Origin of the sequence: Aeromonas sp. QDB14 (assembly GCF_027707845.1) — a bacterium.
GTDB classification, from domain to species: Bacteria; Pseudomonadota; Gammaproteobacteria; order Enterobacterales; family Aeromonadaceae; genus Aeromonas; species Aeromonas caviae.
The window spans coordinates 1-14,396 of sequence record NZ_JAPCJD010000091.1 but is presented as its reverse complement, the minus strand read 5'-3'; the positions used below and the strand labels follow the sequence as shown (position 1 = coordinate 14,396).

The 14,396-nt window shown below is 62.8% G+C and carries 9 protein-coding genes and 1 riboswitch; of the genes, 1 reads left to right on the top strand and 8 read right to left on the bottom strand.

Annotated elements, in window-relative coordinates; all coding sequences use genetic code 11:
* Nucleotides 1-107: 107 nt before the first annotated feature.
* Entirely contained in the window at nt 108-2,249 is a 2,142-nt protein-coding gene (locus PG887_RS19740; protein WP_104455356.1) for an ExeM/NucH family extracellular endonuclease, read from the bottom strand.
* Between the two features lie 293 nt (nt 2,250-2,542).
* A riboswitch (cyclic di-GMP riboswitch) is annotated at nt 2,543-2,626 on the top strand.
* A 112-nt stretch (nt 2,627-2,738) separates the two neighbouring features.
* On the opposite strand from PG887_RS19740, the gene PG887_RS19735 reads away from it, so the two are divergent.
* A complete protein-coding gene (locus PG887_RS19735) occupies nt 2,739-5,777 on the top strand; it encodes a glycosyl hydrolase family 18 protein (RefSeq protein WP_442866342.1) in 3,039 nt (1,012 codons plus the stop codon).
* A 341-nt stretch (nt 5,778-6,118) separates the two neighbouring features.
* Here PG887_RS19735 and PG887_RS19730 read toward each other — a convergent pair whose 3' ends face one another.
* The 7 genes from PG887_RS19730 to PG887_RS19700 form a co-directional block, all read right to left on the bottom strand.
* Nucleotides 6,119-7,354, bottom strand: a complete 1,236-nt coding sequence (locus PG887_RS19730; protein WP_109112970.1) for a tetratricopeptide repeat protein — start codon at nt 7,352-7,354, stop codon at nt 6,119-6,121.
* A gap of 11 nt (nt 7,355-7,365) precedes the next feature.
* A complete protein-coding gene (locus tag PG887_RS19725; RefSeq protein WP_010675477.1) occupies nt 7,366-8,001 on the bottom strand; it encodes an energy transducer TonB in 636 nt (211 codons plus the stop codon).
* Nucleotides 8,002-8,017: 16 nt separating this feature from the next.
* Entirely contained in the window at nt 8,018-8,425 is a 408-nt protein-coding gene (locus tag PG887_RS19720; protein ID WP_010675476.1) for an ExbD/TolR family protein, read from the bottom strand.
* 67 nt (nt 8,426-8,492) lie between these two features.
* Nucleotides 8,493-9,020: a MotA/TolQ/ExbB proton channel family protein gene (locus tag PG887_RS19715; protein ID WP_010675475.1), complete on the bottom strand. Its 528-nt coding sequence runs from the start codon at nt 9,018-9,020 to the stop codon at nt 8,493-8,495.
* A 10-nt stretch (nt 9,021-9,030) separates the two neighbouring features.
* Complete coding sequence (locus PG887_RS19710) at nt 9,031-10,404, bottom strand: MotA/TolQ/ExbB proton channel family protein (RefSeq protein WP_103858181.1); 1,374 nt, start codon at nt 10,402-10,404, stop codon at nt 9,031-9,033.
* Complete coding sequence (locus tag PG887_RS19705) at nt 10,401-11,165, bottom strand: DUF3450 domain-containing protein (RefSeq protein WP_010675473.1); 765 nt, start codon at nt 11,163-11,165, stop codon at nt 10,401-10,403. The genes PG887_RS19710 and PG887_RS19705 overlap by 4 nt, the downstream gene beginning before the upstream one ends.
* A 102-nt stretch (nt 11,166-11,267) precedes the next feature.
* Complete coding sequence (locus tag PG887_RS19700) at nt 11,268-13,874, bottom strand: TonB-dependent receptor plug domain-containing protein (RefSeq protein WP_104455358.1); 2,607 nt, start codon at nt 13,872-13,874, stop codon at nt 11,268-11,270.
* Nucleotides 13,875-14,396 lie beyond the last annotated feature (522 nt).

Sequence of the window (14,396 nt, the reverse complement as noted above, 5' to 3'; positions counted from 1 at the left end):
GATTGGTTCCGGATTGTCCTACAGCAGAAGGATCGGTCAATGGATCCTTAACTGATCAGCATTGCCGCCATGGCGGGCTTTGCACCTGGCATCGAGGATGCCGCGTCTTAGCGACGGCGCCGCCAGGCGAGCGGCAACAGGGCCAGCAGCAGGGCGCCCATGGCGCCGCCACCCCCCTTGCTCGCTTCCTTGAGCTTGAGGTCGACGATGACGGGGTCGTGGTCCGAGGCGCTGAAGGGGTTGTCCGACTTGATGAGATCGCCGGTGTAGGCGCTGCCATATTCGAACAGGTTGCTCTCGAAGGAGTTGATGTGCCAGTCGGCCACCGCCACCACCTTGTCAGCCAGCGCCGGGTTGGCGAGGGCGTAGTCCAGGGTGCCGAGCTCGGCCTCGTAGCTGTAGGAGATGGCCTTCTCCTGGTTGAACTTGACGTTCAGATCCACCAGGCCGTAACCCTTGGCCACCGTCCGGCCCATCTGCTCATAGGGCTTGTCGCCGATGTAGGTGTGGGAGGCGGAGCGGATCTGGCGCTCCCCCGCGACCGGCGCATAGTCGGTCAGCACACGGATGGGATCCTCCTTGGCGTAGGAGTTGAAGTCCCCCACCAGCAGCACCTGGCCCGGCATCTTGCTCACCGCCTCCCCCAGCACCTTGGCGGCGCTCACCCGAAACTCGGTGCACTTGCCCTGCCGATCCGCAGGCTCCGTCTTGCCATCCCCGTTCTCATAGCAGCCCGACCCCTTGGACTTGAGGTGGTTGACCACCAGGGTCAGGGGGGCGTCGCTGCCCGCCACGGTGAAGCGCTGGACCAGGGAGTCCCGCTGACCGGCGCTCTTGGTGACGCCGCCCGTGGTGTAGCGCTGCTGGGGCAGGGGGATGACGTCGGCATCCCCGCTCGGGGTGAGCAGGGCGGGGCGGTAGATCATGGCCACCATGATGGCGTCGCCGCCAAAGAAGCGATCCTCCGTGAGCAGGGCCTTGGGCAGGGTGACGAAGGCGTAGTGCTTGCTCGCCTCCTTCTGCCTGGCGTTGAGGCTCTCCACCAGATCGTGGAGGGCGGCGTGCTCGTCAAAGCCGTTGTTCTCCATCTCCATCAGGCCGAGCAGGTCGGCGTCCATTTCGGTGATGGCGTTGACGATCTTGGCGCGCTGCAACTGGAACTCCTCCAGGCTCTTGGCGCCGCGGTTGCAACCCTTGGCGCTGTCCGCATCCGCCTGATCCGCACAGAGCACGTTGAGGGCGCCCCCCACGCTGGAGTGGCTGGTGAAGTAGTTGAGCACGTTGAAGCTGCCGATGCGAAGGTCAGTGCCATCCACGCGGGCCGGGGCGCTCTGGCGGTCGTTGTCGCCGGTGCGCAGCAGATCCCCCGCGGTGATGGTCTGATCCCGGGGCACGATAAGGCGGTACTCGTTGTAGCTGTAGCCGACCATGGCCTCCAGATTGATCGGGGCATCGCCGATGCGCAGGTAACCCTGCTCCGGCTCCCAGGCGGGCAGCCAGGGGAGCTTGCCGTCCCCCGCCTTGAAGTCCGACTCGAGGAAGACGCGGTTGCTGGCGTTGGCCTCGGCCAGCGCCACGGCCTCGGGGCTGCTCGCCACATGGCGCTGGGTCGGCTTCATCAGCGGGGCGCCGTGAGCGAGCACCAGGTTGTTGCGCCGCGCGGCATAGTCGTAGCTGAAGTTGCGGCTTATCTTGAGGGCGCTGTCGGCGTCAAGGCGCACTCGCATCCCTTCGTGACGCTCCAGGGCTCGGGCCAGGGTTTCCCCCTCCAGTACCCGCAGCGCCGTGGCGGCCGGGGCGGCGCCCTGGGCCAGGGTTGTCAGGCGCGGCGTGCTGCCGTCAAACAGGGGCTTGAGCTGGGTGTGGCCGTAATACTCCTCGACCTTGGCCTCCAGACAGACCAGGGCGCCCGGCTGGATGTCCGGGTACTTGCTGGCGAAGTTCTTGTCGTTGAGGTAGACGAAAATGCCGTCCGACGTCTCGGGGTTGCCGTCCCCCTGCACATCCAGCAGGTAGAAGCCCTTGTTGAGGCTTTCCCCCAGACCCGAGACTACTGCCTTGACCGAGACGCTCTGGGCGCTTTCGAACTGATCGTCCGGGACGAGGGGGCTCTTGTCGCCACTGCCCTGGATGGCGGGGATGGGGGTGAGGGCACTGTCGGCCGGGCAACTGAAGCCGGCGGCGTAGAGAGAGGGGGACGCGAGCGCGAGCCCCACGGCCAGCGACAGCAGGGTAGGTGTTCCTTTCATGGGTATTCCTTTTTTTATTTTTGCCAGTGTTTCCATAGCCTTGGCATCGTGGCCAAGGGTGCGCATTGTCACATTTCTGGCAGCTCTGACCAGTGAACCAACGCACATTATGAGGAGACAAAGGAGCCCATCTGCCATTTTTTGACGTGGCTAACAGTTTGATATTGATGATCTATTTGTCATCAGGTGGGAGCGAAAAGTGTGAGGCCGCCAGCATTCACATATTTTCCTTCGAGAATAAAGATTGAGCAGTGGTCACTTGCTTCCTATACTCGAGCCGTTCCTCACGGAACCCAGGCAAAGGGCAAACCGGCAGTGATGCCGGGACGCAAAGCCTCCGATCTGTCCCATCCGGGCCAGACAGCGGGGTTACCCAGGGTGACTTGAGGGTTTGTGGCCCGTCCATGGCCTGTTGTCGCTCCCTTGTTCCCTGTTGCGATTGCGCTTTTCCCGGTATTGAAGCCAAGACAAAACAAGGAAGATAACAATATGCAACAGATCTTGAGGCCCAGCAGGCTTGCCATGCTGGTCGCCCTTGCGGCCGTCCCTGTCTGGGCGCAGGCCGCTTACCCCGCCTATCAGGCCGGCACCGCCTACAAGGCTGGCGACATCGTCAGCAATGCAGGCGCCCTCTATGAATGCAAGGAATTCCCTTACTCCGGTTGGTGCGGCGCGTCCCCCTATCACTACGCCCCCGGGGTGGGGGTGGTCTGGGCCGATGCCTGGAAGCTGTATGGTGGCGAGGTGCCGCCACCGTCCCTGGTCGTCGCCATCGGCTCCCCCGCCGTGGGTGCCAGCGTCAGCGAGGGGGCCAGTGTGGCCCTGGCGGTGACGCTGAGCGGCCCGGTCACGGCGCTCGCCCGGGTGGAATACCTCATCGACGGCGCTCTGGTCGCCACCGCCACGGCTTCTCCCTGGAGTGCCAGCTGGTCTGCCGCCGGTGCGGGCAATCACGCCCTCAAGGCCCGGGCGCTGGATAAAGACGGCAAGGTGCTGAGCGAGGCGGATTCGAGCTTCAAGGTCGCCGCCGTGGTGGCGCCAGAGGCGCCCAGGGTGAGCATCGCAAGCCCCGCCGCCGGTGCCAGGGTGACCCTGGGCCGCGCCCTCACCGTGAGCGGCAATGTCACCGATGCCAATGACGACGTCGCCAAGGTCGAGCTCTTCGTGAATGGCCAGAAGGTGGGCGAGGACACCAGCGCCCCCTGGCAGCTGAGCTGGACGCCCCAGAACAAGGGGCTGACCGGCCTCAAGCTGGTGGCGACCGACAAGAGCAACCTCTCTGGCGAGTCGGCCCAGGTGGACGTGCAGGTGGAAGAAGCGGCCCTGCCCCCTACCGGCGGCAATCTCTCCTGCGACGTGCGCCAGATCTACCGCGCCGACGGCAGCGAGTGCATGGGGGATGACCACGGCCGCCGCGTCATCGGGTATTTCACCTCCTGGCGCACCGGCAAGAACGGCCTGCCCGCCTACCTGGTGAGCGACATTCCCTGGGACAAGATCACCCACATCAACTACGCCTTCGCGGCGGTGGACGAGCAGAGTCACACCATCAAGGTGGATGACGCCGCTACCAAGCTGACCTGGAACGGGGTGCCGGGCGCCGAGATGGATCCGGAGTTTGCCTATCAGGGTCACTTCAACCTGCTGTCGAAGTACAAGAAGCAGTACCCGGACGTGAAGACCCTCATCTCCGTCGGGGGCTGGGCCGATACCCGCGGCTTCTACGCCGCCACCACCAAGGGCGACTGCTCGGTCAACACCGCCGGCATCAACGCCTTTGCCGACTCGGCCGTGGGCTTCATCCGCCAGTACGGCTTCGATGGGGTGGATATCGACTACGAGTACCCCACCTCCATGAAGGATGCGGGCAACCCCAACGATTTCCCGCTCTCCAACCAGTGTCGCGACAAGCTCTTTGCGAACTATGAAGTGCTGATGAAGACCCTGCGCAACAAGCTCGACAGCGCCGGCACCGAGGACGGTCGCAAGTACATGCTGACCATCGCCTCGCCGGCCTCGGCCTACCTGCTGCGCGGCATGGAGAACTTCCAGGTCACCCAGTACCTCGACTACGTCAACCTGATGACCTATGACTTCCACGGTGCCTGGAACCACTTCGTCGGTCACAACGCCGCCCTGTTCGACAACAAGGCGGATCCCGAGTTGTCCCAGTGGGGTGTCTACACCCAGGCCCAGTTTGGCGGCATCGGCTATCTCAACTCCGCCTGGGCGGCCCACTACTTCCGGGGTGCCATGGCGGCGGGCAAGATCAACATAGGGGTGCCTTACTACACCCGCGGCTGGCAGGGGGTCACCGGTGGCACCCATGGCCTGGGGGGCAAGGCGGCGCTGCCGAGCCAGAGCGATTGTCAGCCGGGTACGGGGGGCAGCACTGTCCCCTGCGGCAACGGGGCGGTCGGCATCGACAACATCTGGCATGACCTTGACAAGAACGGCAAGGAGATTGGCGGCGGCGCCGTGCCCATGTGGCATGCCAAGAACCTGGAGCACGCGGCCAGCCTCGGCATCACCACCCTGCCGAGCTACGGCCAGGCCTGGGGTCTGGATCCCAACAACCCGGCCCACGTGATGCAAGGCCAGTATGTGCGTTACTACGACGACAAGGCCCATGCGTCCTGGCTCTGGAACGAGCAAAAGAAGGTGTTCCTCTCCACCGAAGATGAAGAGTCCATGGGTCACAAGCTCGACTACATCGTCAAGCGGGACCTGGGGGGCGTCATGTTCTGGGAGATGGCGGGGGACTATGACTTCGACGCCGCGAAGAACGAGTACGTGATGGGCAGCACCCTCACCAGCCTCGCCTACGAGAAGTTCAGCAAGGCCGACAAGGCGGCCCTGAAGCAGAATGATCTGCCGGCTCCGGCTGCCCAGCTCGACATCGGCGTGAGCCTCTCCGGCTTCAAGGAAGGGGACTCCAACTACCCGATCAACCCGACCCTCAAGCTCACCAACAAATCGACCCAGACCATTCCGGGCGGCACCCGCATCGAGTTCCTGGTCCCCACCTCCACCTCAGACACCATCACCGACCAGAGCGGCATGGGACTGAAAGTGGTGGAGAGTGGTGGCAACCAGAACTCGGACGGCATCGCCAATGAGAAGGACTTCCACAAGGTGGCTCTGACGCTGCCGGCCTGGAAAGCCTGGACGCCGGGCACCGACGTGGAAGTGGCCATGACCTACTACCTGCCGGCCGCCGGCGTGCCGAGCGGCATGCGCCTGATTGCCGGCAGCCAGACTATAGGCCTGAAGTCCGACTTCCCGGCCCTGGCCGAGGCGGTGCTGGGCAGCAGTGGCGGTGGTGACGGCGGCAGCGGTGGCACCACCTGTGCCAGCCAGAACGTCAACCCGGCGGACTACAATGCCTATCCGACCTGGCCGCGCGGGGATCACGCCAATGGCACCGACCGCATGACCAACGGCAAGGCGGTGTGGCAGGCCAACTGGTGGACCAGCAGCGAGCCCAAGGCGGGCGACGGCAGCTGGAAACTGATATGCAGCTACTGAGTTGTCCAGGCTGCTATACCAGCAGCGAACTCAGAGTGGGCGACGGCAGCTGGAAGCTGGTGTGCAGCTACTGATGACCGTTTGAGCGGCAGGCCGGCACTTTGCATGGCCTGTTCTCTCGCAAGGCAATGACCCAATCCGGAGCCCAGGCTCCGGATTTTTTTGTGCCTTGTATCAGGAGAAGGAGGGGAAAAGGGCAGGGGCGGTGCCATAAAAAAGACCGCTCCGAAGAGCGGCCAATTGCCACCAAGGCAATCTGCGGGGTGACCCCCTTGTCGATGTGTCGCGGCCCGGATGCCGAGTCGGGAAGATCCCCGCCCCGCCAGCCGGGCCGCGCAGCTTTATTGGGTGACGGCGCCGCTCTGTTGCTCTTTCAAGAAGCTGATCCAGGGGGAAGCACGACCACTGACGTTGCCGTTCTGGGCGGCCTGAGTGAAGGCGGAGAGCGCCTCCTTGGGCTTTTGCTGCTCAAAATAGGCGACCCCGGTCAGGAACTTCAGGTCCGCCCGCTGCTCGCCGCTGGCGTTGGCGGCAGGCTTGGCGGCGAAGGCCACCAGATCCTGGTAGCGCTTGCTCTGGATCATCATGCGCGCCATCTTGAGCTGCAGCTCGGCATTGGGGGCCAGCTTGTAGGACTTGGCCAGGGTGTCGATGGCCGGGTCCAGCTCCTTGGCCTGATGCCAGTAGTTGGCCAGCGTCTTGTAGTTGGCCGCGGTGCTCTCGATCTGCCCCTCCTTCATGGCTTTCTCCATCACGCGGGCGGCGCGGTGGGGAATGCCGGCGAAGGCGAGGTAGTTGGCGAGCCGCTGCAACTCGTTGGCCTCGGTCAGCATGCCGAGGTTGTAGGCCCCTTCCAGTGCCGCCAGGGCCTTGGCATCGTTGCCCGCCTGCATGTGCATGGCCGAGAGCTGGGTCCAGTACTTCTTCTTCTCCGGGTAGCGGTCCACCAGGGCGGTCAGCACCTCGGTAGCCGGCTTGTACTGTTTCAGCTCGTAGTGGGCCGCCATCTTCAGCAGGTACCAGGACTCCGGCGCCTTGCCCGCGGAGAGCTTGATCGCGTTGTCCACCGCCGGAATGGCTTCCCTGTACTGCTTGAGCTGCACATGGGCGTTGGCCAGGGTGATGTAGGCGTGCGGGGTCGGCTTCTCGTCCTTGCCAAGGTTTGCGAACCACTCCTTCATGGTGTTGATGGAACCCTTGAAGTTCCCCTCCGCCATGTAGAGCTGGGCCAGGTTGTAGCGCACCTGCTGGGCCACCGGGGGCGGCAGGCCGCCGGTGGCGATGGCGTCGGCGAAGTACTTGGTCGCCTGACCGTACTTCTCCTGCTGCGCCGCCACGAAGCCCAGGGTCTGCAAAATGACCCCCTTGTCGTAGACCCGCTCGCCGGCGCCGGACAGCGCCTCCTGCAGCTTGGCATTGGCCTCGCCGTATTTCTTCTCGGTGATCAACGCCTGGGCCTTGTTGACCGCGCGGTAGGCGCGGTCAGACAGGGCGGGTTGTTCGGCGGCCCAGGTGGCGGTGCTGAGCAGCACCGCCATGGCCACCGGGGCGAGGATCAGGGTATGTAACTTTTTCATCGCCACCCTCCTTAGTTGGTCGCAAACTCGATCTCTTGCTGCATGCGACTGGCCTGCGGCTTGCCGTCCACCATGGCCGGCTTGAAGGTCCACTTGGCGATGGTCTGGCGCGCCGCCTTGCCGAGGTCATAGCTGCGGGGCTCTTCCTTGACGATGCGGATGTTGCTCACGGTACCGCGCTCGGTGACGGTGAACTCCACCAGCACCTTGCCGGACGCAAGACCGGCCAGGGCCGCCTTGCGGGGCATCATGGGCTCGAAGGTCGCCATCGGGATGGCGCCGTTGTTGCCGCCCATGCCGCCGCCACCGCCGCCGGTGCTGTAGGCACCCAGGGCGTTGCCGCCACCGATGTTGACCGGGATGTCGAGCTTGGGCATGTCCATGGGGGAGCTGTCCATCTTAGGCCTGTCCGTGCTCGCCACCTCCATCTCGGGCGGGGGAGGCGGGCGTTTCGGGGGAGGCGGTTTGGGCAGTTCCCGTTGTTTCTCTTGCAAGGTCTCCTGAGGCTTGAGGCGGATGAAGTCGGTCATGGTGACGTCCTCCCGCTCCGTCAGCTCCCGGTGATCCGGCGTGATGAGCTTGTTCATTCCCAGAAACAGGAAGAACACCACCACGCAGGAGACCGCTAACGATATCAGGTATCTCATGGCATTCGCTCCGGCATCAGCTGCTCTTGTCGGCGGCGATGGAGATGTTCTGGACACCGGCCATGCGGATCTGGTCCATGACCTGCACCACCAGACCGGAACGGGATTCGCTGTCGGCCTGGATCACCACGGCGCTTTCCGGGTTCTCCGCCCGCAGCCGCTCGATGTTGGCACGCACCGCGCCCACTTCGACGATGCGCTTGTCGACCCAGACCTGGCCGTTCTCGCGGACCGCGACCATGATGTTCCCCTTCTTCACCGTCTCGGCCGTGCTGGCGCTCGGGCGGTTGATCTCCACGCCGGACTCCTTGACGAACGAGGTGGTGACGATGAAGAAGATCAGCATGATGAACACGATGTCCAGCATGGGGGTCAAATCGATGGCCGCCTCGTCAGCACCGCTGTCGCTGTGACGTTTTCTCATGGCAAAAAACTCCTTGCTTGTTCTGTGCCCCGGCGGGCATGGCCCGGCCGGGGATGTGCATCCTGCATCAGCCGTGTTTCAGGTTGTCTTCCAGCTTCTGCACCGCCAACTTGGCCTTGTGATCGAGCCGGCTGACAAAAAACAGGCCGGAAAGGGCGGCAATCATGCCCGCCATGGTCGGTACCGTCGCCTTGGAGATCCCCGAGGCCATCGCCCTGGGGGAGCCTGTGCCGGTAATGGCCAGGGTATCGAACACCTGCACCATGCCGACCACGGTCCCAAGCAGCCCCATCAGCGGGCAGAGGGCGATCAGCACCTTGATGACCGGCATCCCCTTGTCCACCGCCATGGCGACCCGGGAGACCAGCTCGCGGCGGATCTGCCTGGCAGACCAGGAGAGGTGATCGGTGCGGGCCAGCCAGGCCGTCTTGGTCTGCTTCACCTGCTGGGGATAGACCGCCATGAAGTAGAACCAGCGCTCCAGCAGCAGGGCCCACATCATCAGGGTCAGGAAGAACAGGGCGACCAGCACGTCGCCCCCCAATCCCAGAAACCGGCGGACCGACTCGACTTCTTCAATCAACCAGAACCACATGGGTGACTCCTTAGGCTGCGGCTTTGGCGGCGTGCAGACGTTCCTGATAACGGGCAACGAAACCGGCGCTCTGCTCTTCCAGTACCTGGATCAGACGGCGGCTCTGGGTCTGCACGATGGTGTAGAGGAACAGCATGGGCACGGCCACGACCAGACCCTGCATGGTGGTCACCAGGGCCTCGGAGATACCGCCCGCCATCAGCTTGGGATCGCCGGTACCGAACAGGGTGATGGCCTGGAAGGTGGCAATCATCCCGACCACGGTACCCAGCAGGCCCAGCAGCGGGGCGACGGAGGCGATCAGCTTGATGAGGCTGATGCCCTTCTCCAGCTTGGGCACGTTGCGCAGGATGATCTCGTCGAGCTTGGATTCCAGATCCTCGATGTTGTCACCCCGGTGATCCTGGTAGGCACCCAGCATCTCGCCGATGGGGTTGCCCTTGATGATCTGCTCGGATTTCAGTTGCTTGCGCATGGCACCGCCGATGAGGGAAAGACGGGCACCGCAGAACAGGGCCAGCAGGGTACCGATGACACCCAGCGCCAGGATCACGTAGCCCACGGAGCCACCCTGATCGATGCGCTCCTTGAGGGTCGGCGACTGCACCAGCAGGGAGAGGATCACGCCACGGGACGGGTCGATGAAGATGGGTTCGACGCTGCCGCCACCCTGTTCAAACTTGGCGACCGGTTCCAGCACCGCGTTCTCGGGCTGGCGGGAGAGTTGCTCGAACTTGCCGGTCTCCGGCACGAAGGTGAGGTACTTGCCTTCGGAGACGGTGTTGAACTCACCGATCTGGGTGACGGTCTTCTCGGCCTGGTTGCCTTCGCCATAGACCACGGTGGCCGGGATCTGGCTCACCTTGCCACCGTCGACCATGCGGCTGAGGGTGGTGGTCCAGAAGGCGGTCAGGTCATCGCTGGAGGGCAGCTCCTTGCTCTCGGCCAGGCGGGTCAGCAGGGCGGTCTGCTCCGGATGCTCGACCCGGCGGGCAGAGGCGTTGAAGATCCCCTTGAACTCGCCGGCGAACTGGCGCAGCACGCCAAACATCTCGCCCATGTTGCCGGAGCGCTGGCGCAGGGTCTCGGTCAGCTCGGTGAGCTGCTTGTCGTTGGCATCGAAGGTGGCCTTGAGCTTTTCGCCCCTGGCGACTTCGGCGGCGAGATCCGCCTTGGCCTTGGCGAGCAGGGCCCCCTGTTCGTTCTTGTCAGCCAGGAAGCGGGCTTCCCGCTCCTTGTTGAGCTGGGATTCGCTGGTGCTGGCGGCCTTGACCTGATTGAGCAGGGCGTTGAGATCCACCGGCTTCTCGGCGGCGGTCACCGGCAGGGTGACCAGGGTAGCGCCCGCGATCAGCGAGGCGATGGCAAGTTTGATTCCTTTCATGATGCTTTCTCCGCAGTTTGAACCGGCAGCTTGATGAGGGCGGGGGGCGCCTGCTTCTTCGCGATGCGAAGGCCTTGTTCAACCGCACTGCGATACTCCTGGGGCAGTACTTCCCACTGGCGGGTCTTCTTGTTCCACATGCCGGTCTCGTTGCCATCCGGGGATTGGTAGAGCAGGGCGATGCGGCCGACGCGCAGGAACTCGTAGGTCTTCTCGTCCCCATCCTTGTCCAGGCTCGCCTTGTAGGCTTCGATGGTGCGGCTGAAGCCCTCCTCGATCTGGTAGGCCTCGAGGATCTTGCGGTACTTCTCGGAGATGGTGACGTCGGCCCGGTTCATGAGATCGGTCAGGGCCGCCACGCGGTCCTCACGCTCCACCTTCTGGAACGGCAGGTCCAGGGAGACGAACTGCTCGAGGGAGTCGATCATCTTGAGCATCAGGGGCACCACTTCGGTGCTGGTCTGGTCGATCTGGGCGATCTGCTTTTGCATGGAGGCGAGTTCGGCGCTCTGGGAGTCGACCATCTTGCCCACTTGCTCGTTGTAGGCGCGCAGGCTGTCCACCTGGCGCAGGGCGGCCTTGTACTGGGCCAGGGCAGACTCGGCAGACTCGGCGTAGCTGTCGATCTTCTGCTGGGAAACTTTGGATGCATTGTCGGTGGCGGCTTGAGCGTCCACAGCCTGACCGGCGGTGGCGGCACTCAGATTGAAGCTGGTCAGCAAGGCAGCCGAAATCAGGCTGCCGAGGAGCGCTTTCTTCATTGTAATTGTCCTTGTCTTCATAGGATTACCCTATCTCCGTAACTTCCTTGGGACCTTGGGCAAAGCCGGCCCGAACGGGCCGGCTTGTGGTTTGCTGGTGGATTAGAACTTCTGGCTGTAGTCGAGGTAGTAGATGCGACCGTCGATGCTGTAGAGCTCGTCGTCATAGGTGAAGCCATCGCTCTCGAGGGACGGGCCCACGTTGAACATGTTCTTCACGCCGACCTGGATCTTGCCGTTCCAGGGCGCTTCCACACCGACGTTCAGGTTCCAGGTGGTCTGGGACGCGATGTGGCCCACTTCCTCACCGGTATTGGCGATGTAGTCCTGGCTCTGGGAGTCGATGTAATTCGCACTCAGGTAGGTATCCATGTTCCACCATTGGGGAACGTTGATACCCACACCGGAGCTGAAGCGCATCTGGGGCAGACCGTTCTGGCCGATCTTGTCGATGACGGGACCACCGGCGTACAGACCTTCCTTGTATTTCAGGATGTAGGTACCGCCCAGGTCATAACGCACGGTGGCGTAGTTCAGGTCGTAGGTGTAATCCACCTTCAGGTCGAGGCCGGAGGTCTCGAGGGTCCCCAGGTTGACCATGGGAGCGATGGCGCTACCGATCTTGCCCTGGCTGTTGCGGGTGATGCTGCTGGAGCTGCCGCTGTTCAGTTCGTCATAGATGAGAGACTGCAGGGAGTTCAGCTGGATCACGTCCTCGATCTTGATGGTGTAGTAGTCCAGGGAGAGGTTCAGGTCATCCACCGGGCTGTAGGCCACCCCGAAGTTCCAGGTGTCCGCGGTCTCTTCCTTCAGATCCTCGTTGGAGGTACGGGTGGTGGTGTACTGGCGGTTCGGGCAGTCTGCCGCGGAGATGCCGTTGGCCTCGCAGTAGACGTAATCCTTCGCCCAGTCGGCGGACTCGGAATCAGCCGAGTAGAGATCGCTCAGGCTGGGGGCGCGGAACGAACGGGACCAGGAGGTGCGCAGCATCAGGTTGTCCAGCGGCTGGTAACGCAGGCTCGCCTTGGGGGAGAAGGCGCTGCCGAAGTCGCTGTACTTGTCGAAGCGACCGGCCACGTTCAGCTCGATCTGCTCGGTGATGGGCACCAGGGACTCGATGTAGGCGGCAGTCACGTCACGCACGCCACCGGAGGAGTTGCCTGCGGAGCCGATGATGTTGCCGGCTTCGGACTGGGCGTCGTACTTGTCGGCATAGACCCAGTCGTTGTACTCGGCACCGGCGTACCAGCTGACCGGACCGGCCGGCAGTTCACCCATGTCCCACTGGACACCGGCGTACCACTGGTAGAAGTCCATGGTGGCGCGGCGGCTGGTGTCGGCGGCCATGGAGGCCGTGCTCTGGGGGTCGAACTCGCCACCGACGAACTTGCCGTCGGCGATCGCCTGCTGGGCGGCGGACTTCAGCACGTAACCGGTGCCGTTTTCCTTGTTGTCGGTCTTGGAGTACATGTAGCCGGCGTTCCACTGCATGTCGCCGACGCTTTCGGTGGCGATGGTGCCTTCGAAGCCGAGGTTCATGCTGCCGGTGGTGTCGGTGACATAGTTGTCACGGGGACCGACGTTGCTGAAGCGGTAGTAGGCGTAGGCAGCCTCACCCAGACCCTGGGTGGCGGCGGCATCCAGGCCGTTGTCGGTGAAGAACTGGGCGTTCTTCGGGTTGGCCGGGTCAATGGTGAAGGCGCCGGCGGCCGGGGCGAAGCGGCCGAAACTCTCGACCCGGGAGCCGATGATCTGCGGCACGAAGTCCACGTTGTCGTTGATGTGGTAGCGACCGTTTACGTACAGGGTGTCACGGCTGCGGGAGGCCGTGGTGGCCGCGACCTGGCCGTAGTTGAAGTTACAGCCGCCCTCGAAGCCGACGAAGGGCTCCTTGCATGAGCCGTCGGCATTGGTGGCGCCGGCCAGGGGGCCGTATTTCCAGATGGGGTCGCCGTTGGCGTCTAGACCCGTGATCCCCTCCACGTTGCGGCCGTAGGCGCTGGGGGAGTCGTTGCCCTGCTTGGCAAGATAGTCCCGATCGCGACTGTAGATGACGTCCTTCTTGTCGTGCTCGTAGACCGCCATCAGGGAGCCCTTCTCGCCGGCCACCCCTGCCACGATGGAGCCGCTCTTCTCGTCGCCGCCCTCTTCGCTCGGGGAGCCAATGCGGCCCTGGAAGTCCAGCCCTTCGTAGCCCTCTTTGAGCACCACGTTGATCACGCCACCAATGGCGTCGGAACCGTAGATGGCGGAGCCGCCGTCCAGGTTGACCTCGACCCGCTCAACGGCGGCCATGGGGATGGTGTTGAGGTTGATGGAGGTGCCGCCCATGGTGGGGGAACCCGCTACCCGCTTGCCGTTCAGCAGAACCAGGGTACGCTCGGAACCCAGGCCGCGCAGGCCGACGGTGGATTGGGACTGGAAGGAGCTGCCGGAGGCAGGGGAGACGCCGCCAAAGGAGTTGTAGGAGGCTTGCTTGAGGTAATCGGCGACGGTCTGCTGACCGGATTGCTCGATTTTCGCCTTGGTCACGGAGACGACCGGGGTGGAGCCTTCCACATCGACCCGGGAGATCCGGGAGCCGGTGACCTTGATTTTTTGCAGTTTTTCTACGTTCTGGCCCTCTTCGGCCAGGACAGGGGTGGCCACAACTGCCGCGCTCGCCAAGGCAAACGCTACGGCAGCAGAGAGTCTGCTTTTCCTAAGCATCGCTAGTATCCTTCCTGATTGTTTATTGTTTGCTTCCATTACCGCCCTCGTTGGAGCGGTGCGTAAGGCTTATCAAGGTTTGGTGATGGACGTCAAATGGAGCGGCGGGGATGGGGGCTGCAGGGGGAATTAGATGGGAATATGCACTTGATGGAATATTTTTGGCGTTTTATTCCGTAAATGCCGCGTCAACTTATGTAAAGATGTTGTTAAGTTCGATTTTTACAATTTTATTGATTATTTTTGAACTTATCGATAAGTCGCTTGTCACTCCGGTGCCGATATCGAAAAAACGATTTTTTGCAGTATTTTCATCTGCTTTTATGGCGAGAGCGTTTTCCGGGGAACGGAGGGTGGGGGCGGCTATCCCTCTTCTTTTATAGGTAAATGAGAAAATAACCCGACTTATCCTTAACTTGTTGATTTTGTTCTGCTTGATATGGATTAAAACGGGAATTCAGATAATAAGTGCGACACTCATGGATGAATGGCGAGAGGTGGCCAACTGCTGATTGGTGGTAC

What these genes read in the sequence shown, in the direction of transcription:
- PG887_RS19740 (WP_104455356.1), bottom strand. Translation starts at nt 2,249, where the DNA reads ATGAAAGGAACACCTACCCTGCTGTCGCTGGCCGTGGGGCTCGCGCTC.
- PG887_RS19735 (WP_442866342.1), top strand. Translation starts at nt 2,739, where the DNA reads ATGCAACAGATCTTGAGGCCCAGCAGGCTTGCCATGCTGGTCGCCCTT.
- PG887_RS19730 (WP_109112970.1), bottom strand. Translation starts at nt 7,354, where the DNA reads ATGAAAAAGTTACATACCCTGATCCTCGCCCCGGTGGCCATGGCGGTG.
- PG887_RS19725 (WP_010675477.1), bottom strand. Translation starts at nt 8,001, where the DNA reads ATGAGATACCTGATATCGTTAGCGGTCTCCTGCGTGGTGGTGTTCTTC.
- PG887_RS19720 (WP_010675476.1), bottom strand. Translation starts at nt 8,425, where the DNA reads ATGAGAAAACGTCACAGCGACAGCGGTGCTGACGAGGCGGCCATCGAT.
- PG887_RS19715 (WP_010675475.1), bottom strand. Translation starts at nt 9,020, where the DNA reads ATGTGGTTCTGGTTGATTGAAGAAGTCGAGTCGGTCCGCCGGTTTCTG.
- PG887_RS19710 (WP_103858181.1), bottom strand. Translation starts at nt 10,404, where the DNA reads ATGAAAGGAATCAAACTTGCCATCGCCTCGCTGATCGCGGGCGCTACC.
- PG887_RS19705 (WP_010675473.1), bottom strand. Translation starts at nt 11,165, where the DNA reads ATGAAGAAAGCGCTCCTCGGCAGCCTGATTTCGGCTGCCTTGCTGACC.
- PG887_RS19700 (WP_104455358.1), bottom strand. Translation starts at nt 13,874, where the DNA reads ATGCTTAGGAAAAGCAGACTCTCTGCTGCCGTAGCGTTTGCCTTGGCG.